Origin of the sequence: Streptomyces sp. NPDC098789 (genome assembly GCF_044759975.1) — a bacterium.
Lineage (GTDB): Bacteria > Actinomycetota > Actinomycetes > Streptomycetales > Streptomycetaceae > Streptomyces.
On record NZ_JBIWAJ010000007.1, the window covers coordinates 281,357 to 300,333 of the forward strand.

Here is an 18,977-nt window from a genome sequence, read left to right on the forward strand (position 1 = left end):
GATGGGAGTGCTGGCGGACGCCTGGGACTGGCTGGCGGACGGTGCCAACTGGTCCGGCGAGAGCGGGGTCTGGCACCGGCTCGCGGAGCACGCCTTCGTGAGCGGGGTGGCGCTCGCCCTCGCCTGCGCGGTGGCCCTGCCGATCGGCCTGTGGCTCGGCCACCTCGGCAAGGGCGGCGCCCTCGCCGTCAACGTGTCCAACGTCGGTCGGGCCGTCCCGGTCTTCGCCGTCCTCGCGCTGTTCATGGTCTCGCCGCTGCGCAGCGCGGGCTACGTCCCGACGATCATCGCGCTGGTGCTGTTCGCCGTGCCGCCCCTGCTGACCAATGCCTACGTCGGCATGCGGGAGGTGGACCGCTCGGTGGTGGAGGCGGCCCGGGGCATGGGCATGTCGGGCGGTCAGCTCTTCCTGCGGGTGGAACTGCCGCTCGCGCGCCCCCTGGTGATGACCGGTCTGCGCTCGGCGGCGGTCCAGGTCATCGCGACCGCGACGATCGCGGCCATGGTCGGTCAGGGCGGTCTGGGCCGCATCATCACGGCCGGGTTCAACACCTTCAACACCCCGCAGGTCATCGCGGGGGCCCTGCTGGTGGCGGCGCTCGCCCTGGTGGTGGAGGGGGCGCTGGTGGCCGTGGACCGGCTGCTGCTGCGTTCCGGGGCGCCGGCCAGCTGACACACCTCGCTTCTCGTTTCTCGGCATACATGCTTCTCGACATCCCTGCTTCTCGACTCCTGAACGGAGCAACCATGGGCAAGACCACGCGCATCCTCGGCGCGACACTGGGTGCGGTGGCCCTCACCGCTTCGCTCTCCGCGTGCGGCGGTGACAGCCTGGAGAAGACGAAGGACGGCGACACGTCGGCCTCCTCTTCCTCCTCGTCCTCCGGGGGCAAGGGCAAGCTGGTCATCGGCGCGGCCGGCTTCACCGAGTCGAACGTGCTGGCCGAGCTGTACGCGCAGGTCCTGCGGGACGCGGGCTACGGCACCTCGATCACCACGGTCAACAACCGCGAGCTGTACGAGCCGTCGCTGGAGAAGGGCGAGATCGACGTCGTCCCGGAGTACGCGGCCACCCTCGCGGAGTTCCTCAACGCCAAGGTGAACGGCTCGAAGGCACCCGAGGACAAGCCGGTCGCCTCCAGTGACGTGACGGCGACGGTCGCCGCCCTGGAGAAGCTCGCGGGCCCGCTCGGGCTCAAGGTGCTCCCGGCCGGCGCCGCGGTCGACCAGAACGCCTTCGCGGTGACCAAGGAATTCGCGCAGAAGAACAACCTCAAGTCCCTTTCCGACCTGGGTAGGTCCGGACTGAAGGTGAAGATCGCGGCGAGTGACGAATGCACCGTCCGCCCGTTCTGCGCCGTGGGATTGAAGAAGACATACGGAATCGACATTTCCGGTATTGACCCCAAGGGCGTCGGTACCCCGCAGTCCAAGCAGGCCGTCAAGGACGGCGTCGACCAGCTCGTGCTCACCACGACCACCGACGCCACCCTCGACAGCTACGGCCTGGTGCTGCTGGAGGACGACAAGAAGCTCCAGAACGCGGACAACGTCCTGCCCGTGGTCAACGCCAAGGACGCCGGGACGCCGGAGGTCGCGGCCGCCCTCGACAAGCTCACCAAGGCGCTCACGACGGCCGATCTGGTCGATCTGAACCGCAAGGTGGACGCCGAGCGCGCCAAGCCCGCGGACGTCGCGAAGGCCTATCTGGAGTCGAAGGGACTGCTGAAGAAGTAACCCGGGAGCGGCCAAGGAGACGCGGGTCGCGAGCAGTTACACGATTGATGGGCAAATGACGGGTAACTGCCCGGGAACAGATTGCCGGGCGGTTACCCCATGAGCTCCCTACGCCCTGTAAATTTCAGGCCATGCCCCGTGGACGCCACCGCAATCCCGAACCCCTGCACCGGTTGCTCACGCCGACGACCCTCGCAGGTGCCTCGATCACCAGCGCGGGCGTGGCCTGGCTGCTCGCGGAACCCGTGGCGCTACGGCTGCTCGTGGCCTTCGCGGGCGCGGCCGGAGTCACCGCCGCCGTCGTCATGCGCGCCTGGGACCGGGCGGCCGGGCGCCGCGTCGCGGAGCTGACCCGCGACCGGGTCAAGGACGAGTGGCGCACCGACGAGCGGATAGCCGAGCTGGAGTCCGACCTGGAGGAATCGCGCGCGCTGCGCACCAGGCTGGACGCCAAGCTGCGGGCCAAGCGGGTCGAACTGGCGGGCCTGCGCGGCGAGCACGCGGCGCTCCTGCGCCGGTACGCGACGGCCGAGACCGAGCGCGCGAGCGCGCTGGAAGGCCGGCGACTGCTGGCCATCGAGGCCGCCGCGGCCCCCGCCGTCGCACCGAAGGTGCTCCCGGCGGTCTCCGAGGAGCGCACCGCGAGCGGCGCGCCCACCCCGGTCGGGTACGCCCGCGCCAATGCGGCCCTGGGCGCCCTCGCCCGCAAGACGGAGGCCGAGGGGTCCGACCGGCCCGAGGTGCCGAAGCCCGGGGCACGGACCACCGGTCCGACCGGCTCCGCCACTCAGGGCGCGGTGGCCGCGACGGCACCCGACACCCAAGTGGAAGCCGCACCGGGGGCGGAAGCGGAATCCAGCGCCGGCGGCGCCTCCGGCGTTGCCGCCGCCCCCGCCCGGCAGCAGGCCGCCCCGCAGCAGGCCGTCGCGCACACCCGGTCCGGCCCGACCGCCGCGGTCCCGGCCCGGCGGCTCGCGGCCACCGTGGCCCCCTACGCCGCGCAGCGCCGTACGGTCTCCCGCGTCGAGGGCGGCTTCGACTTCTTCGGCACCAAGACCGCGGCCCAGGCCCGCGCCGTGATCGAGGCGGTGCAGAACGAGGACCTCGCCGACGTCGTGGGAGCCGAGGTGCTGGCTGCGCACAAGGCCGAGTCGGTGGCGGAGGCGGGCCAGGCGCAGTTCAAGCCCTCCACGCCCGAACTGCGCGCCGTGGGCCAGGTCATCGACCTGACCGCGCACGACGAGACCGAGCCGATCGACGTCGCGCAGCTGCGCACCGCGATCTCCTAGATCTCCTAGATCTCCTCGACCTCCTAGATCTCCTAGATCTCCTCGACCTCCTAGATCTCTTGGCCCGCGGGCCCCGGCCCCGGCCGGGGTCAGCGGCCGAGCGCGTCGAACCAGCGGACCACCTGAGGGGCGGAGCGCACCGCCGTGCCCCGGTGGTCCGTTTCCGCACCCTGGTCCAGCACCGGGGCGCGGACCCCGTGGCGCGCCAGGTCGGCGGCGCAGGAGCGGGCGTTGGCGATCGGCACGTCCCGGTCGCCGGCCGCGGCGTAGAGCCGTACGGGCGCGGCGGGCTTCCAGTCGCAGGCGTCGTCGTTCGCGGCGATCGCCGCGGCGAAGGCGCCGCTCGGGTGTCTGACCTGCTCGGCCCAGGCCGGGGTGAGCAGCCCGTCCAGGGTGGCCGGCAGCCCGGCGACCACCTCCTCCTCGGTGTGGCTGCCGTCGAACAGGCCCTCCAGCGTGCTCGCGTACGGGGCCTTGAACACCTCGGCGGGGTCCGCGTACAGCCGGTGCAGCTTGTTCTGCGCGGTCAGGTAGTAGGACAGGTAGAAGACGCCGGTCAGTGGGTCGATGCGGCCGTCGGTGAGCCCGGGCAGCTCCGCGCCGGCGATGTCGTACGGGCCGGCCATCGGGGCCAGGCCGCGCAGCCGGAAGCCGGTCCGGACCGAGGACAGCTCGCGGCCCAGGGCCATCGCGACCTGACCGCCCTGGGAGAAGCCGGTCGCGTACACGTCGCCGGTCAGCGGGCGCCCCAGCCGGTCCGCGGCCGTGCGGGCCGCCCGGAGCATGTCGAGGCCGGCGCTGACGGCGGACTTCTGGTCCATGTAGGGGTGGCTGCCGCTCCCGCCGCCCAGGCCCAGGTAGTCGGGCGCGGCGACCGCCCGCCCGGCGGCGGCGTGCAGGTAGGGGGTGATCCGGCCGAAGTCGCCGGCGCCGGAGGGGGCGTCGCCCCGGAAGACCGTGGTGCCGTGCGTGTCGGAGACCAGGTCGAGGCGGTGCGGGCCGCCGCGCGGCAGCACCAGGAGCCCGGTGGCGGTGGTCGGCCGGCCCTGCGGCGTGATCGTCGCGTAGGTCAGGCGGTAGGCGCTGACCCCGTGGCGGACGGTGTCGGAGCCGATCCCGATGGCCCCGACGTACGCGCCGACCTGCTCGCGGGTCAGTTCGGCGAGCGGGGTGACGGAGATCAGGGTGCCGCGGGCGCCGGTGGCAGCGGCGGTCGTGGTGGCGTTCGTCGTGGCGGGGGTCGCGGCGAGGGCGGCCGGGGCCGCGACGCCCCCCAGCACGGCGGCCAGGGCCACGGCGGCGGCGCCGCGTCGTAGCCACGGGTTCCGCGTTCTCTTCGTTCTTCTCGTTCTCCGGGTCGGCGGCTTCGTCTGCGTCGTCTGCGTCGTCTGCGTCGTCATGGGTCGAAGCTATTTCCGCCGCCCGCGCGTCGACATCCGGGCGGCCCCCGGTCGCGGGCGGGGGCTGTCCCCCTTCTCCGGTTCTCCGGTGGCCCTCAGAACAGGGGGAGTTGCCCCGGATGCTCCGCGAGTACGAACCCGTCGAGCGTCGGTGCGGACGCGCCCAGCACCACGCGCGCCCGCGAGCCCGGGCAGGAGACCAGCTCACCGCGACCGCCCGGGGGATCGTGGCGGGCGATCCGACCGGCGGTCACGGCGCAGTCGCGTCCGCAGGTGGGGCAGGCACGGCGGGGGGAGTGGGACATGGCCCAAGTCTGCCCCCTCGCACGGACATCGCCCTCCACCACGGGCTCTGCACCCCTACGGTCCCTACGCCCCTACGGTCGCTACGCCTCCTGCTGTTGCTTCTCCCCGCGGTCCACCGGGGCGGTCGCCCGCGCCCACAGCGCGGCCCGGTCCGCCGCGTCCAGGTCGTCCAGCTCCCGCCCGAAGACGCCGGCCAGCACCTCGAAGAACTCCTCGGGGGTGGCCAGCTCCCGCTTGACCGGGTCCGTGTGCGCCTCGACCCGGCTCAGGGTGCGTCCGCGCAGCACGTCCATCCCGGTCGCGTCCCGGCGCAGCGCGGCCAGCGTCCGGACGAAGCCGGAGTCGGCGGCGGTGGTGAGCCGGACGTGCTCGGCCGCGAAGTCGGCCATCGTCGCCGTGGCCGAGCGGAAGTTCATCACGGGGAAGGGTCCGCCCACGTTCTCGAAGCTCCACCCCGTGCGGTTCTTGAGCGGGGTGAGGGAGTAGTCGAAGCCGCCCTGCGTCCAGCGGCCCTCGCGCAGCGGGATCGGCTCGTACGGCCCGTCGCCGAGTCCGGTGTCCACGAAGTACGCCCCGCCCCCCACCCGGACGCTCAGCGCGAGGTGGTTGCCGCTGACCTTCCGGGCGGCGCGGTCGTCGTACACGCCGCCGACGTGCCGGGCGACCTCGTAGCCGAGGGCTTCCAGGAGCAGGGCGAAGGCGCCGTTGAGGTGGAAGCAGTAGCCGCCGCGCCCGGCGGCCAGCCGCCGCGCGGAGCCCTCGGGATCGATGCCGGGCGGCCGTCCGAGCTGGATGTCCAGGTTCTCGTACGGGACGCGCTCGACGTGGGCGCGCTGCAGCGCGAAGAGCGCGTCGGCGCTGGGCGGTTCCGGCTCGTCGATGCCGAGCCGCCGCAGGTACGCGCCCACCACTGCTGGGCTCAGGCCGGAGGTCATGGCCCCCAGCCTGCTGGCTCGCCCTCCGCTTGTCGATCAGACTTTCGGACCAGGACCGCGGCGCACGGGACAGCGGCGCACGGGACCGCGGCTCGGTGGACCGCGGCTACTGGTCGATCACTTGTCGATGTCACCGACGACGAAGAAGAGCGAGCCGAGGATGGCCACCATGTCCGCGACCAGCTGCCCGGGCAGCAGGACGGCCAGGGCCTGGATGTTGTTGAAGGACGCGGACCGCAGCTTCAGCCGGTACGGGGTCTTCTCGCCCTTGGAGACGAGGTAGTAGCCGTTGATCCCGAGCGGGTTCTCGGTCCAGGCGTACGTCTCGCCCTCCGGCGCCTTCAGCACCTTCGGCAGGCGCTGGTTGACCGGGCCGGGCGGCAGCTCTTCCATCCGGTCCAGGCAGGCCACCGCGAGGTCCAGCGCGTTGTGGGTCTGGTCCAGCAGGCACTCGAACCGGGCCAGGCAGTCGCCCTCGGTCCGGGTGATCACCTTGAGGACGTCCTGGAGCTCGCCGTAGGCGAGGTAGGGCTCGTCGCGGCGCAGGTCGAAGTCCACGCCCGAGGCGCGGGCGATCGGCCCGGAGACGCCGTACGCGTGCACCGCCTCCGCCGACAGGACGCCGACCCCGCGGGTCCGGCCGCGGAAGATCTCGTTCCCGTGGACCAGGTCGTCGTACACGTGCATCCGTGACCGGACGTCCGCGACCGCGGCCCGGGCCCGGCCGAGCCAGCCCGCCGGGAGGTCCTCCTTGAGGCCGCCGACGCGGTTGAACATGTAGTGCATCCGGCCGCCGGAGATCTCCTCCATGACCGCCTGGAGCTCCTCGCGCTCGCGGAACGCGTGGAAGATCGGGGTGATCCCGCCGAGCTCCAGCGGGTAGGACCCGAGGAACATCAGGTGGTTCAGCACCCGGTTCAGCTCGGCGAGCAGCGTGCGCATCCACACCGCGCGCTCGGGCACCTCCATGCCGAGCATCCGCTCGACGCCCATGACCACGCCCAGCTCGTTCGAGAACGCGGACAGCCAGTCGTGGCGGTTCGCGAGCATCACGATCTGGCGGTAGTCCCGCGCCTCGAAGAGCTTCTCGGCGCCGCGGTGCATGTAGCCGACCACGGGCTCGGCGGAGATGATCCGCTCGCCGTCCAGGACGATGCGCAGGCGCAGCACGCCGTGCGTGGAAGGGTGCTGGGGGCCGATGTTGAGCACCATGTCGGTGCTCTCCGCCGCTCCGCCGATGCCGACCGTGGTCTCCGTCATGCGCGCATTCTCGCAGCCCTAGGCTGGGGGGATGGAAACGGGGACGACGGACGCGACGGGTGGGCCCGTGTGGGTGGGGTTGCCGCGGGGGCTGCTCTCCCTGCGGCGACTGCTGCTGGTGATATGGCTGGGGCTGCTGACGCTCGCCACGGGCGTTCTGCTCGGGTTGCTGGTCGGGCCCGCGTGGGCGGCGTTCGCGCTGGTCTGGGTCGCGCTGGCGCTCTGGTGCTGGGTGCTGCTCGGGCGGAACTGGCGGTCCTGGAAGTACGCCGAGCGCGCCGACGACCTGCTGATCAGCCGCGGTGTGATGTGGCGGCAGGAGACGGTGGTCCCCTACGGCCGGATGCAGCTGGTCGAGGTGACCTCGGGGCCGCTGGAACGTCGCTTCGGGCTGGCGTCCGTACAGCTGCACACGGCGGCCGCGACCACCGACGCGACCATCCCCGGGCTGGACCCGCGGGAAGCGGAACGGCTGCGCGACCGGCTGACCGAGCTCGGCGAGGCAAGGTCGGCGGGCCTGTGACGCCGCCCGCGGCGGAGACCGTACCCGCGGCCGCGGGCGCGGGCGCCGTCGAGCGCCGGCTGCACCCCTTCACCCCGCTGCGCCGCGCCTGGGTGCCCCTCGGTGGCATCGGCGGCGTCATCGTCCAGCAGGGCGAGCGCGCCCAGGAGTGGGCCACGGATGCCGCCCATGACCTCGGCAGCGGTCTCGGGGCGCTCGTGCTGCTGGCCGTGGTCGCCGCGGCGGGCCTCTACGGCTTCTTGAGCTGGCGCTTCACCTATTACGCCGTCACGCCGACCGAGCTGCGCATCCGCACCGGGCTCTTCTTCCGGCGCACCGCGCACATCCGGCTCGACCGCTTGCAGGCCGTCGACGTCACCCGGCCGTTGCTGGCCCGGATCGCCGGGGTCGCGAAGCTCAAGCTCGACGTCATCGGCACGGACGACAAGGACGAGCTGGCCTTCCTGTCCGAGAAGGAGGCCGTCGCGCTGCGCGCCGAGCTGCTGGCGCGGGCCGCGGGCTTCGCACCGGAGGAGGCGGCGGAGGTCGGCGAGGCACCGGTCCGCGAGCTGCTGCGGCTGCCGACCCGGCAGCTGGTGGAGTCCCTGCTGCTGAGCATGGGCGTGTGGGCCGCGATCGCGGGCGGGCTGGCGGCGCCGGCGGTGGTGTTCTGGCTCAGCTCCAACGTGTGGGCGACGGTCGTCACCCTGGTGCCGCTGCTGGGCGCGGTGTGGGGGCGCAGCCTCGGCCGGTTCCTGGCCGAGTACGACTGGACGGTGGCCGAATCGCCCGACGGCCTGCGGCTGGACCACGGGCTCGCGGACCGGGCGCACGAGACGGTGCCGCCGGGGCGGGTCCAGACCGTGCGCATCGTGGAACCGCTGCTGTGGCGGCGGCGGGACTGGGTGCGGGTGGAGCTGGCGGTGGCCGGGTCGAAGAACGACGTCCTGGTGCCGGTGGCTCCGCGGGCGGCGGCGTACGCGGTGGTCGCGCGGGTGCTGCCGGGGGTGGACCTGACCGGGCTGGAGTTCGCGCCCTCGCCGCGCACGGCGCGGTGGATGGTGCCGGTGTGGTGGAGGGGGTACGGCCTGGCGGTCACCCCGGAGGTCTTCGTGGCCCGGCACGGGAGGGTGTGCCGGCGCACGGAGATCGTGCCGCACGCGAAGGTGCAGAGCGTGCGCCTGACCCAGGGGCCGTGGTCCCGGGCGTGCGGGGTGGCCGACGTGCACGTGGACACGGGGGCGAACGCGACGGTGACGGCGCGGCTGCGGGGGGCCGTGGACGCGGGGGCGATCCTCGCGGACCAGGCCGTCCGCTCCCGCACCTCCCGCGCCACGTCCCGCCCGGACCGCTGGATGACCTGACCGGGCGGGCCGGGCGGGCGTGGCGGGCCGGGCGGGCCGGGCGGGCCGATGTCGGACCGGGTCAGGAGGTCGGGCCGCCGCCGGCGCGGACCAGGCCCGATTCGTAGGCCAGGACGACGACCTGGACGCGGTCGCGGAGGTTCAGCTTCGTCAGGATGCGGCCCACGTGGGTCTTGACCGTGGCCTCCGACAGGACCAGTCGCGCCGCGATCTCCCCGTTCGACAGCCCCTGCGCCACCAGCAGCATGACCTCGCGCTCGCGCTCGGTGAGCCGCTCGACGTCCTTGTTCTGCGGCTCGGCCGAGGTGGTCGGCAGCATCGGCGCGAAGCGGTCCAACAGCCGGCGCGTGGTCGACGGCGCGACCACCGCGTCACCGGAGTGCACCGAGCGGATCGCGGCCAGCAGCTCCGCCGGCGGCACGTCCTTCAACATGAAGCCGCTCGCGCCGGCCTTCAGGCCCGAGAAGGCGTACTCGTCGAGGTCGAAGGTGGTCAGGATGATCACCTTGGGGTGCTCGTCCGGTTCGCAGATCCGACGGGTCGCCTCGACCCCGTCGAGCTTGGGCATGCGGACGTCCATGAGGACCACGTCCACCTTCGTGGCCCGCAGCACCTCCAGCGCCTCCAGCCCGTTCCCGGCCTCGGCCACCACTTCCATGTCCGGCTGGGCGGCGAGCACCATCCGGAAACCGGTGCGCAGCAGCACCTGGTCGTCGACGAGCATCACGCGGATGGAACGTGCCGGAGAAGGCGCATCAAAGGCAGTCATGCCGCCAGGGTACGCAGACGGGAGCCCCGCCCGGAGGTCCCGCTCGCCACCACCGCACGGGGCCGTTCGGGGGTCGGTTCCCCCTCAGCGGGCGGACGTCGCCCGAAGGGCCCCGGCCACCCGCTCGATCACATCCGCCGGGAGCACGCCCAACTGCACGCAAGGCGCTCCGGTGTGGGTCACGACGGACCGCACGGCACTGCACGCCGACTCGGGCACACCGAGGGCGGCCAGAGCGGCCACCAGGGCTTCACGCGCGTCATCGGCCCGTACGTGGGCGTCCCGCCAGCTCTGCATGTCCCTCACGCGACCACGACCCGACCGGGGCATCCACCGGCGTGCCGGTAGACCACGACGGGTGGTCCGGAGGAGCGGTCCGTATGTCCCCGGCGGACGGGTTCAAGGGGTTCGATCGCCTTCCCGCAGCCGGAACAGCGCTCGCCCTTGGGCGCATAGGTCACGTACTCCCACTGATCTACGTCCGTCGCGCTGCGTGCGGCCATGTTTCGGCGTCCCCTCGCTGTCGGTGCTGAGATCCTCCCGTCGGTGAGCGAACGGCCACAGGGACGCAACGTCCTACTCCGGCAACGCTATTCGGTGACCCCGAGGAACTGAGCGAGCTTTCGCAGCCCGACCGGCCGCGCGGAGCCCGCCCAAAGATCACCGACGATGGCCACCGCCAAGGTGTGATGCCGCATCCAGGCGGGCGCGACGCGCCGCAAAGCCTCCAAAGCCTTCACAGCCCCCTCGGCATCCCCCACGTCCGTATGGGCCCGCGCCACGTCCAGCAAAAGCCAGGTGCGCCACGAGGGTGGTGTGTCGGCACTCAGTCTTATGCCCTTGGCCAGCGTCAGCGCCTCCCCGGGACGCTCGTGCTGGACGGCGAGCCGGACCCGTTCGATCCGCACGGAGGAGCGGCTGAACACCGAGACGAGCCGCCCGTCCACGGGTGGCGGAAGCTTGGCCATTCGGTCCGCCGCGCGTTCCGCCGTACGCATCATCAGGTTCGCTGTGTCGTAGTCGTCGCTCCTGGCGTACGACGTGGCGGCGGACATCAAGAGGCCACCCCAGACACGTACTCCCTCGGATGTGCTCGCGTGTTCCCGCTCCACCCCGTCAGCGGCATGAACGGCGAGGTTCCGCGCGTCGTCCAACCGGGCCTGTCGCTGGTAGGCCCATGCCACGGAGTTCGACACCATGGGGGCGAGCAACGGATCCGAGGAGTCCCCGGCGGCAGCGTGGGCACGTTCCAAAGCGGCAAGGGCAAGGTCTGTCTTGCCGAGACGGATGGCCAGGTGTCCGCCCAGTTGCAACGCCTTGCCGAGTGCGGCTTGACCGGCCGCCCGCTGGTCCGCGCTGCCGATGGAGGCCAGGAGGCGAGCGTCCGCGATGATGCCCGGCAGCACGTCCAGCAGCCGCCCGAACTCCGCTGCGTGGTACAGCGTCCAGCCCTCGGAGAGTTCGGCCCGCAGAAGGGGCAGGGACAGCCGTTCCACGCCCGTTGGTTCGGCGGGTGGGGAGAACAGCGGCGGCATGATCGCGCGCCGGACGGCAACGAGCTGAGGCGGGTCCGCCTCACCACTGGACGGCACGGCGGGCGGATCGCCCAGGAGGGCCGTCAGTTCGATACCGAGCCCCTTGGCCAGTGAGTGCAGCGTCGGCAGCCGTGCGCTGTGCTTCCGTCTCTGTTCCAGCTTCCGGATCACGTCAACGGACACGCCGGACCGTTCGGCCAGTCCCTCTTGCGTGAGGTCGGCGAGACGGCGCAACCGGGCCATGCGATCGCCCAAGTGCTCAGTAGCCATGCCCAGAAGCTACGCCGGGACGTCGTGCCCGTGTGGGCGGTCCGGAATCCCGCTTCAATGCCGTGTGGGGGACCGCCCGACCCGTGGAGGGGTGACGTATGGCACGGACCGAGTACTACGACGATCCGCACGCGCCGGAGCCGAACAGCCTGGTCGTCGCGGCCTCGGCGGTGGTCACCGATGACCGGGGGCGCATCCTGCTGCAACGGCGGCGGGACAACGATCTGTGGGCGCTGCCCGGCGGGGGCATGGACATGGGCGACTCCTTGCCCGGTACCGCCGTCCGGGAGGTGAAGGAGGAAACGGGGCTCGACGTCGAGATCACCGGACTCGTCGGGACGTACACCGACCCGCGCCACGTCATCGCGTACGGCGACGGCGAGGTGCGGCGCCAGTTCAACGTCTGCTTCACGGCGCGCGTCGTCGGAGGTGTGCTGGCGGTCTCCGAGGAGAGCACGGACGTGCGGTTCGTCGACCCGGCCGAACTCGACTCCTTGGCCATGCACCACACGCAGCGGTTGCGTCTGGGGCACTTCCTCGAAGACCGTCCCGCGCCCTACCTGGGGTAAGGAGCGCGGGGCGTCACTTCTTGAGCGGGAGCAGGGCGCTGATCCGGAAGCCGCCGCCGGGGCGGGGGCCCGCGTCCAGGGTTCCGCCGACCATGCCGACCCGCTCGCGCATGCCGATCAGGCCGTGTCCGGCGCCGTCCGCGCCGCCGTCCTCGTACAGCTCGTGGGCCGCCCCGCGTCCGGTGTCCTCGACGAGCAGGCCGAGCCCGTCGTCGAAGTAGACGAGCCGGACGCTCGCGCTGGCATCGGGTCCGCCGTGCTTGCGGGTGTTGGTGAGGGCTTCCTGGACGATCCGGTACGCCGTCAGCTCGACGCCGGTCGGCAGCGGGCGGGGGGCGCCCTCGACCTTGAAGTCGACGGTGAGTCCGGCCGTGCGGACCTGCTCGACCAGCACCTCGATCTGTTCGACGTCGGGCTGCGGCACGTAGTCCTCGGACTCCTGCGGTTCGCCGGTGCGCAGGACGCCGAGCAGGCGGCGCATCTCGGCGAGCGCCTGGCGGCCGGTGCCGGAGATCGTCTGGAGGGCTTCCTTGGCCTGTTCGGGGGCGACGTCCATGACGTAGGCGGCGCCGTCGGCCTGGACGACCATCACCGAGACGTTGTGGGCGACGACGTCGTGGAGCTCGCGGGCGATCCGGGCGCGCTCGGCGGCCACGGCGATCTTGGCCTGGGCGGCGCGTTCGCCCTCCAGGCGCTGGTTGCGCTCGATCAGCTGGGCGTAGTAGGCCCGCCGGGTGCGCAGGGAGTCGCCGAGCACCCAGGCCAGCGCGAAGGGCACGATCAGCATGAGGATGAAGAAGACGTCGGCGTAGGCGTCGTTCTTGTCCACGCCCCAGCGCAGCCCGCTGACGGGGGCGGCGAGCAGGCCGAGGCCGAGCGCGGTCCGGGAGATCCAGCGCGGCACGTCCCCGGCGGCGACGGTGTAGAGGATGACCAGCATGGCCAGGTTGGCCAGGTTGGGCTGGGAGCCGGTGGCCAGCTGGTAGGCGCCCGTACCGACGGTGAGCCACAGCATGGGGACGGTCCACTTGCGGCGCAGGGACACGACCGCGCACAGCGCGAACACGGTCGGGGCGGCGATCAGCCGCTCGCGCGTCGTGTTGTAGCTCCCGGCGACCTGCAGCATGGCCATCCCGAAGAGGAGGACAGCCCAGAAGCTGTCGACGCCCGTCGGGTGTCTGCGGAGGAAATCGTAGAGGCGCTGCACGTAACCCAGAGTAGGGACAGTGGATAGGTGCTGGAGTCAACCACAGGTGCGATCCGTGCGTGGGGGGTGTACTCCCGAAGGTGGAGGCGGCCTTAGCCTTTGCGTCGTGGCAGCTCAGGGTGAAGGCATCGGTACGGATACGCGCACGGGTGCGGGGCCGGTGCGGTGGCGGGTCGCGATGGAGGCCGCGCTGTACGGCCCGGGCGGCTTCTACGTCCGTCCGGGCGGCCCGGGTCCCGCCGGGCACTTCCGCACCTCCGTGCACGCCTCCCCGCTGTACGCGGCCGCCGTGGCCCGGCTGCTGTCGTGGGTGGACGCGGAGCTGGGGCGTCCGGCGCGGCTGGACCTGGTCGACGTGGGCGCCGGGCGCGGCGAGCTGTTGACCGGGGTGCTGCGGGCGCTGGATCCGCAGGTGGCGGCGCGGGTGCGGGCGTACGCGGTGGAGCGGGCCGGCGAGCCGGCGGGGCTCGACCCGCGGATCCGCTGGGTGGCCGAGCCGCCCGCCGGGGTGACGGGCCTGCTCTTCGCCAACGAGTGGCTCGACAACGTCCCGCTGGACGTGGCGCGGGACGGCCGGTACGTGCTGGTCGCCCCCGACGGTACGGAGTCCCCCGGCGGCCCGCTGGAGCCGGCGGACCGGGAGTGGCTGGAGCGGTGGTGGCCCGCGGAGCCGGGGGCGGGCGGCCGGGCCGAGATCGGCCGGCCCCGCGACGAGGCCTGGGCGGCGGCCGTGGCGGGGCTGGAGCGCGGCCTGGCGGTGGCGGTGGACTACGCGCACGCCCGGGAGGCGAGGCCGCCCTTCGGCACCCTGACCGGTTTCCGCGCGGGCCGGGAGGTGCCTGCGGTCCCGGACGGCTCCGCCGACGTCACCGCGCACGTCGCCCTCGACGCCTGCGCCGGCCCGGGCGCGGCCCTGCTGACCCAGCGCGCGGCCCTGGCCGCCCTCGGCGTCTCGGGCGCCCGCCCGCCGCTGTCGCTGGCCGGGACGGATCCGGCGGCCTACGTCCGGGGCCTCGCGGCGGCGGGCGAGGCGGCGGAGCTGACGGCCCGCGGGGGCCTGGGCGACTTCGGGTGGCTCGTGCAGCCGGTCGGAACGCGCCCCTGGCCGGGCTGACCGCGGTGCGCGGTCGGCCCGGCCAGGGGATCGGTCCGGTGGAGGAGCGTTCCTCGGTGGAGTGAACGTTTCTCCATGGAGGCGCCGGGACGGCGCCCGAGGGTTACTCCGTCACGCCGTCGTGGCCCGCGTGCAGGCCGCCACCACTGCCCTGGCCGTTGGTGGGCTGGGACGCGACCGGCTGGGCCAGCGGCGCCAGGTCGTAGGCGTAGTGGCCGACGGCGTTGGCGATGACGTCGACGTTGATGTCGAGCGCCTTCTGGTCGATGTTGGTGATGTCGTCACCCTTGCCGTGGTAGTTCACGTCGTAGGCGACCCCGGCCGTCCCGCCGAACTTCGCGGCCTGCTCCGGCGTCTTGAGGCCCTCGGCGCCGGTGAAGGTGCCGCCGGAGGGGATGCCGACCGCGATGAAGGGGCCGTAGTCCGAGCGGCCGGAGAAGTCCGTGCCCTCGTGCGGGACCTTCTTGGAGTCGAGGAAGTCGGTGATCCCCTTCTCCAGCTGGGCCGAGCCCGCCGGGCCGGGGCCCGCGCCGGTGGCGTCCGAGTCGTCGCCGTCGTAGACGAAGTACGCGGAGTTCGGCGAGGCGATCATGTCGAAGTTCAGGTAGAGCTTGATCTGCTTCTGCTGCTCGGGGGTGAGCGAGGCGACGTAGGCCTCGGAGCCGAGGAGGCCGTACTCCTCCGCCGACCACCAGGCGAACTTCACCTTGTTCTTGATCTTCGACTGGCTGCTCGCGAGGCGCTGCGCGACCTGGAGGATGCCGGCCGAGCCGGAGCCGTTGTCGTTGATGCCGGGGCCCGCCGCGACCGAGTCGAGGTGCGCGCCGAGGAACACGGTGTTGTCGGCGTCGCCGCCCTTGGTCTCCGCGACGACGTTGTAGGTCTTGCGGTTCTCGCGCAGCTCGCGCACGTCCAGGGTGACCTCGACCGGAGCGGTCGCCAGGTCGGCGACGAGCTTCTCGCCGTCCGCCTGGGTGATGCCGCCGGTGGGGATCTTGCCCACGTTCGGGTCGCCCAGGGTGCCGTTCAGCCCGCCCTCGGTGTTGTTGTAGATGATCGCGCCGACCGCGCCGGCCGCGGCCGCGTTGGTCTGCTTGACGGCGAAGGTGCAGCCGCCGCGCTTGACCAGCGCGACCTTGCCCGTGAAGGCGCCCGCGGCGAAGTCGCCGGGCTCGCAGCCGTTGGTGCCGTCCGCGTCGACCGGCGCGGCGGCCAGCTGGGCGGTCACGCCGCCCGCCGGGCTGTTGCCCGTGTAGGTCATCAGGTGGATCGGGACGTCGCGGGGCGCGGCCCCGTTCACCGTCAGGCTCTGGGCGACGGCCTCGACGTACACGAAGTTGAACTCGTTCTTCGTGACCGTGTACCCGGCGGCCTTGAGGACCTGGCTGATGTAGGTGGCCGACTGCTCGTGGCCCTTCGAACCGGCCACCCGGGTGCCGTTGTTGTAGTCCGCGATGGACTGCAGCACCTTCAGGTGGTTGTAGGCCCCCTTGCCCGTCGCCTCGGCGACCAACTTCTTGGCCAGTGCGTCACCCTGCGCGGCGTCGCTGACCGGGTTGGAGGCGGTGGCTCCGGCCGGTCCCGCGAGGAGCAGGGGCGAGACGAGTGCTGCGGCCGCCAGGGCGGCGGTGGCTGCGGCTATACGGCGTGAGGGCATGCAGAAGTCCTTTCACGACAAGCGGGGCAGACGGGTAATCAGGCAGGCAGAAGCCTCTGGTGGAGCTGTGAAGAAGCTGTGTGGCTGATGCGACGCACGTTAGGCAGCAAAGAGTCGGTATGGCCAGAGTTTTCGCCGATTCCGGTTTATGAATTCCGTATATCGGTACGTCGATACGGGCCCGGCCGACGAATTTCGGCCAGTCCCGGACACCTCGCCGGACCAGGTGTTACCGCAGGACTCCCTCGATGAAGTCGGCACCGATGCGGGACACCGTGGCCAGATCCAACTCGTGCTGTACGTAGCGCCCTTCGCGTCGCGTCCGCAGGAGTCCGGCCTTCTTCAGCACGGACAGATGGCGCGACACCTCGGGCGCGGATATCCCGTACACGGTGGCCAGTTCGCTCGTCGTATACGAGGCCCGCGCCAGGCTCCGGCACAGCCGCATCCGCATCGGATGGGCCAGTGCCTCCATCCGCCGCTGGAGCAGTTCCACCGATCCCTGGGAAGAGATGAGTTCGGCCGAACCGATCGGATAGTGGATCACCGGACGCCAGCCCGGCGCGTGCAGCACCAGCAGGTGCGGCCAGCCGAAGTTGGTCGGGATGAACACCAGCCCGGTCCCGACCCGCGCGTCGGTCGCCGTCGCCGTGCCGTGCACCATCTTGTCCACGGTGACCGTCGTCCCGGCCGGGTCCAGGCTCAGCGCCGCCGAGACCTCCCCCAGCGCGACGGCCAGCCCCTTGTGCCGCAACAGCTCCGCCTTGTGCCGGGCCTCCGCGCTCTGCCGCGGCTCGATCCGCCGCCAGGTGTCGGCGAAGAACGCCTCGTCGCAGTCCTCCAGCAGCCGCCGCAGCCACACCCGGACCTCCGTCGGGTCGGCCAGCAGGCGCAGCGCGAAGTCCAGCTGGCGCGGGCCGCGCGCGGCGGCCGTCTCCAGGGCCTTCGCCCGGGCCGCCGGGTCGGTCAGCGGGGACACCGTGGTGCCCTCGTTGTGGAGCGACATCCAACAGTGCTCCAGGGCGGCCAGCACGAACCGCTCGTCGTCCATCCGGTCGAGCACGTCCAGTTCCTCGGCGATCGTCGCCGCCGGCAGCCCGGTGCCCCCGGGCACCCCCGCGAAGGGCATGAAGATGTCCGCGAAGGAGCTGCGCCACATGAAGTCGCACTCCAGCAGCCGGTCGGCCAGGCAGGGGTCCAGCGCGGCGGTGGTGGCGGTGATCCAGGAGTGCAGCCCCGGGTGGTGGGCGGGTTGCGCGAGCGCGTGCAGCGCCATGCACAGCTCGGCCAGCGGCGAGGGCGCGAAGGAGATGCGCCCGGTGGGCAGGCCTGCGATGTCGATGGTGACGCTCATGTGTCCATTCTGGCCGGTCAGCGGCGGGATCGGGTGCCTCCCGCACGTCGGCTGTGGGCCGATTGACGGCACGCGTCAATCGACGGGCGCGATACGGCCGATCGGGTGAGAGTGAAGGACATGACCGCCATCGAGCAGTACCTCCTCGACACCTACCGGGCCACCCAGCACCAGGCCCCGATGCCGCCCGAGCCCGGTCGCCACGACCTCGCCGAGCTGCGCGCGGTCCGGGACCGCGCCCGCTTCCAGGCCGTACTCGACGGCAGGGCGGCGCGCCACCCGTGGCGCGCCGCCCTGCACCGCACGACGGACCGGCTGCTGAACCGCCTGGCGCCCGGCCGCCCGCACCGCCGGAGGACCTGCTGAGCCCGGGCGGCCCGCCCCGCCGGCGGGAGCACCCGCTGAGCCCGGGCGGCCCGGGACCCGCCGAAGGGCCCGGCGTCCCGGCGCCCGGTCGGGGTCAGTCCTTGCCTAGTGCTGTGACCCGGTGAACCTTTCCGGTCACAGCGCTAGCCCCTCGATCCGCTCGACGAAGCCGCGCACCGCGTCCCGGACGTCCTGCTCCGTCCAGGACAGGGCGTCCTGGGCGACCGTCAGCTCCGCCAGCGCCATCCCGGGCGGCCCCTCCGCCCACCAGCGGCCGAAGAGCTGGGTCCCGGTCTCCTCCGCCAGCCGCACCGACGCCTCCGTCAGCGCGTCCGCGTCGTACGCCGCCCACACGTGGAACTGGTGCGTCACCGGCACCTCCGGCTGGATCCGGACCCACGGCAGCCCCGAGGCGTCGAAGCCCTCCCGCAGCGCCCGCGCGACCACCTTGGCGTGCGCCACGTACGACGGCAGCTTCGGCAGCTCCCGCTCCAGCCCGGCCAGCGCGCTCAGCACCTGCGGGTACTGCCGGTAGACCTGGCCGCCGTACCGGTGGCGCCAGACCCGCGCCTCCTCGATCAGCGTGCGCGGACCGGCCAGCACCGCCCCGCTCAGCCCGCCCAGCGACTTGTAGAAGGAGACGTACACGCTGTCGGCGAGCGCCGCGATCTCCGGCAGCGTCCGGCCGAAGTGGACGGTGGTCTCCCACAGCCGCGCCCCGTCGAAGTGGATGACCGCGTCCCGCTCCCGGCCCGCCGCGACCAGCTCCTCCAGCTCCTCCCAGGTGGGCAGCAGGAACCCCGGATCGCGCAGCGGCAGCTCCACCATCAGCGTGCCGAAGGGCTCCGGGTGCTCGCGCACCTCCGCGGCCGTCGGCTGGCGCAGCTCCGTCGTCGGGTACACCGTGCGCAGCCCCGAAACGACGGGCAGCGCGGCGTCCTCGTGCTGCTCGGGGTGGCTGCGCGGGTGCAGGGCCACCACCGGATTCCCCGTACGGGCCGCCCAGCAGCGCAGCGCGATCTGCTGGGCCATGGTCCCGGACGGGAAGTACGCCGCGTCCTCCAGGCCCAGCAGCTCCGCGACCCGCCGCTCCAGGTCGGCGACCACCCCGTTGCCGTAGGTGTCGGGCTCCTCCTCGGGGTCCCGGCCCAGCAGCGCGGGCAGTGCGGCGAGCTCCGCCAGCTGCTCCGCGACGGTCTGCTCCGCGCCGCCGCGCGAAAGCCTGCGCTCCGCGCCCCGCCAGGCGTCCCGCCGGCGCTTGTGCTGCGCCGCGTCCTCGTCCGTGTCGTATGCCATGGCCCGATCCTGCCCGATCCCGTCCGGCGGCCCCGGGGCGGGCGGCG

Annotated in this window: 19 protein-coding genes; 8 read left to right on the plus strand and 11 right to left on the minus strand. The window is 72.6% G+C overall.

Annotated elements, in window-relative coordinates:
* The first annotated feature begins 1 nt into the window (after position 1).
* The 3 genes from ACIQWR_RS17665 to ACIQWR_RS17675 all read left to right on the plus strand — a co-directional run bounded on the left by ACIQWR_RS17665 (position 2) and on the right by ACIQWR_RS17675 (position 3,026).
* Positions 2–673 carry an ABC transporter permease gene (locus ACIQWR_RS17665; protein ID WP_404009987.1) on the plus strand — a complete coding sequence of 224 codons (672 nt, stop codon included), beginning with the start codon at positions 2–4 and terminating at the stop codon, positions 671–673.
* 74 nt (positions 674–747) lie between these two features.
* On the plus strand, positions 748–1,737 hold the full coding sequence (locus tag ACIQWR_RS17670; RefSeq protein WP_404009990.1) for an ABC transporter substrate-binding protein: 990 nt from the start codon (positions 748–750) through the stop codon (positions 1,735–1,737).
* Positions 1,738–1,868: 131 nt separating this feature from the next.
* Positions 1,869–3,026, plus strand: a complete 1,158-nt coding sequence (locus ACIQWR_RS17675; protein WP_404009993.1) for a hypothetical protein — start codon at positions 1,869–1,871, stop codon at positions 3,024–3,026.
* 89 nt (positions 3,027–3,115) lie between these two features.
* Here ACIQWR_RS17675 and ACIQWR_RS17680 read toward each other — a convergent pair whose 3' ends face one another.
* From ACIQWR_RS17680 to ACIQWR_RS17695, 4 genes are all read right to left on the minus strand, one after another.
* Complete coding sequence (locus tag ACIQWR_RS17680) at positions 3,116–4,426, minus strand: alpha/beta hydrolase (RefSeq protein WP_404009995.1); 1,311 nt, start codon at positions 4,424–4,426, stop codon at positions 3,116–3,118.
* Between the two features lie 95 nt (positions 4,427–4,521).
* Entirely contained in the window at positions 4,522–4,731 is a 210-nt protein-coding gene (locus ACIQWR_RS17685) for a hypothetical protein (RefSeq protein WP_354380599.1), read from the minus strand.
* A gap of 81 nt (positions 4,732–4,812) precedes the next feature.
* Positions 4,813–5,667 carry an arylamine N-acetyltransferase gene (locus ACIQWR_RS17690; RefSeq protein WP_404009998.1) on the minus strand — a complete coding sequence of 285 codons (855 nt, stop codon included), beginning with the start codon at positions 5,665–5,667 and terminating at the stop codon, positions 4,813–4,815.
* Between the two features lie 117 nt (positions 5,668–5,784).
* Positions 5,785–6,927, minus strand: a complete 1,143-nt coding sequence (locus ACIQWR_RS17695; protein WP_354380597.1) for an NADH-quinone oxidoreductase subunit D — start codon at positions 6,925–6,927, stop codon at positions 5,785–5,787.
* Between the two features lie 31 nt (positions 6,928–6,958).
* On the opposite strand from ACIQWR_RS17695, the gene ACIQWR_RS17700 reads away from it, so the two are divergent.
* Positions 6,959–7,450 (plus strand): PH domain-containing protein, encoded by a 492-nt coding sequence (locus tag ACIQWR_RS17700; protein WP_404010000.1) that lies wholly within the window; start codon positions 6,959–6,961, stop codon positions 7,448–7,450.
* Entirely contained in the window at positions 7,447–8,793 is a 1,347-nt protein-coding gene (locus ACIQWR_RS17705; protein ID WP_404010003.1) for a PH domain-containing protein, read from the plus strand. Before ACIQWR_RS17700 ends, ACIQWR_RS17705 begins: the two co-directional genes overlap by 4 nt.
* A 61-nt stretch (positions 8,794–8,854) precedes the next feature.
* Here ACIQWR_RS17705 and ACIQWR_RS17710 read toward each other — a convergent pair whose 3' ends face one another.
* The 3 genes from ACIQWR_RS17710 to ACIQWR_RS17720 form a co-directional block, all read right to left on the minus strand.
* Positions 8,855–9,562 (minus strand): response regulator, encoded by a 708-nt coding sequence (locus tag ACIQWR_RS17710; RefSeq protein ID WP_404010006.1) that lies wholly within the window; start codon positions 9,560–9,562, stop codon positions 8,855–8,857.
* An 84-nt stretch (positions 9,563–9,646) separates the two neighbouring features.
* On the minus strand, positions 9,647–9,859 hold the full coding sequence (locus tag ACIQWR_RS17715; RefSeq protein ID WP_404010009.1) for a hypothetical protein: 213 nt from the start codon (positions 9,857–9,859) through the stop codon (positions 9,647–9,649).
* A gap of 293 nt (positions 9,860–10,152) precedes the next feature.
* Positions 10,153–11,367, minus strand: a complete 1,215-nt coding sequence (locus ACIQWR_RS17720) for a helix-turn-helix domain-containing protein (protein WP_404010010.1) — start codon at positions 11,365–11,367, stop codon at positions 10,153–10,155.
* A gap of 98 nt (positions 11,368–11,465) precedes the next feature.
* Between ACIQWR_RS17720 and ACIQWR_RS17725 the strand changes: the two genes are divergently transcribed.
* Entirely contained in the window at positions 11,466–11,936 is a 471-nt protein-coding gene (locus ACIQWR_RS17725) for an NUDIX domain-containing protein (protein WP_404010013.1), read from the plus strand.
* 13 nt (positions 11,937–11,949) lie between these two features.
* Here the strand turns inward: ACIQWR_RS17725 and ACIQWR_RS17730 are convergent, their stop codons facing one another.
* Positions 11,950–13,143, minus strand: coding sequence for a sensor histidine kinase (locus tag ACIQWR_RS17730; protein WP_404010016.1), 1,194 nt, complete (start codon positions 13,141–13,143; stop codon positions 11,950–11,952).
* Between the two features lie 178 nt (positions 13,144–13,321).
* Here ACIQWR_RS17730 and ACIQWR_RS17735 point away from each other — a divergent pair, with 178 nt between their 5' ends.
* The gene (locus ACIQWR_RS17735) at positions 13,322–14,257 is read left to right on the plus strand and encodes an SAM-dependent methyltransferase (RefSeq protein ID WP_404010145.1); all 936 of its coding nucleotides are present in this window, start codon (positions 13,322–13,324) and stop codon (positions 14,255–14,257) included.
* 103 nt (positions 14,258–14,360) lie between these two features.
* On the opposite strand, the gene ACIQWR_RS17740 is transcribed toward ACIQWR_RS17735, so the two are convergent.
* Positions 14,361–15,914 (minus strand): M28 family metallopeptidase, encoded by a 1,554-nt coding sequence (locus ACIQWR_RS17740; RefSeq protein ID WP_404010018.1) that lies wholly within the window; start codon positions 15,912–15,914, stop codon positions 14,361–14,363.
* Positions 15,915–16,143: 229 nt separating this feature from the next.
* A complete protein-coding gene (locus tag ACIQWR_RS17745) occupies positions 16,144–17,268 on the minus strand; it encodes a DUF5937 family protein (protein ID WP_404010021.1) in 1,125 nt (374 codons plus the stop codon).
* A 120-nt stretch (positions 17,269–17,388) separates the two neighbouring features.
* Here ACIQWR_RS17745 and ACIQWR_RS17750 point away from each other — a divergent pair, with 120 nt between their 5' ends.
* A complete protein-coding gene (locus ACIQWR_RS17750; protein ID WP_404010024.1) occupies positions 17,389–17,634 on the plus strand; it encodes a hypothetical protein in 246 nt (81 codons plus the stop codon).
* 135 nt (positions 17,635–17,769) lie between these two features.
* Here the strand turns inward: ACIQWR_RS17750 and ACIQWR_RS17755 are convergent, their stop codons facing one another.
* Complete coding sequence (locus ACIQWR_RS17755) at positions 17,770–18,930, minus strand: threonine aldolase family protein (protein ID WP_404010026.1); 1,161 nt, start codon at positions 18,928–18,930, stop codon at positions 17,770–17,772.
* Between the last annotated feature and the right edge of the window lie 47 nt (positions 18,931–18,977).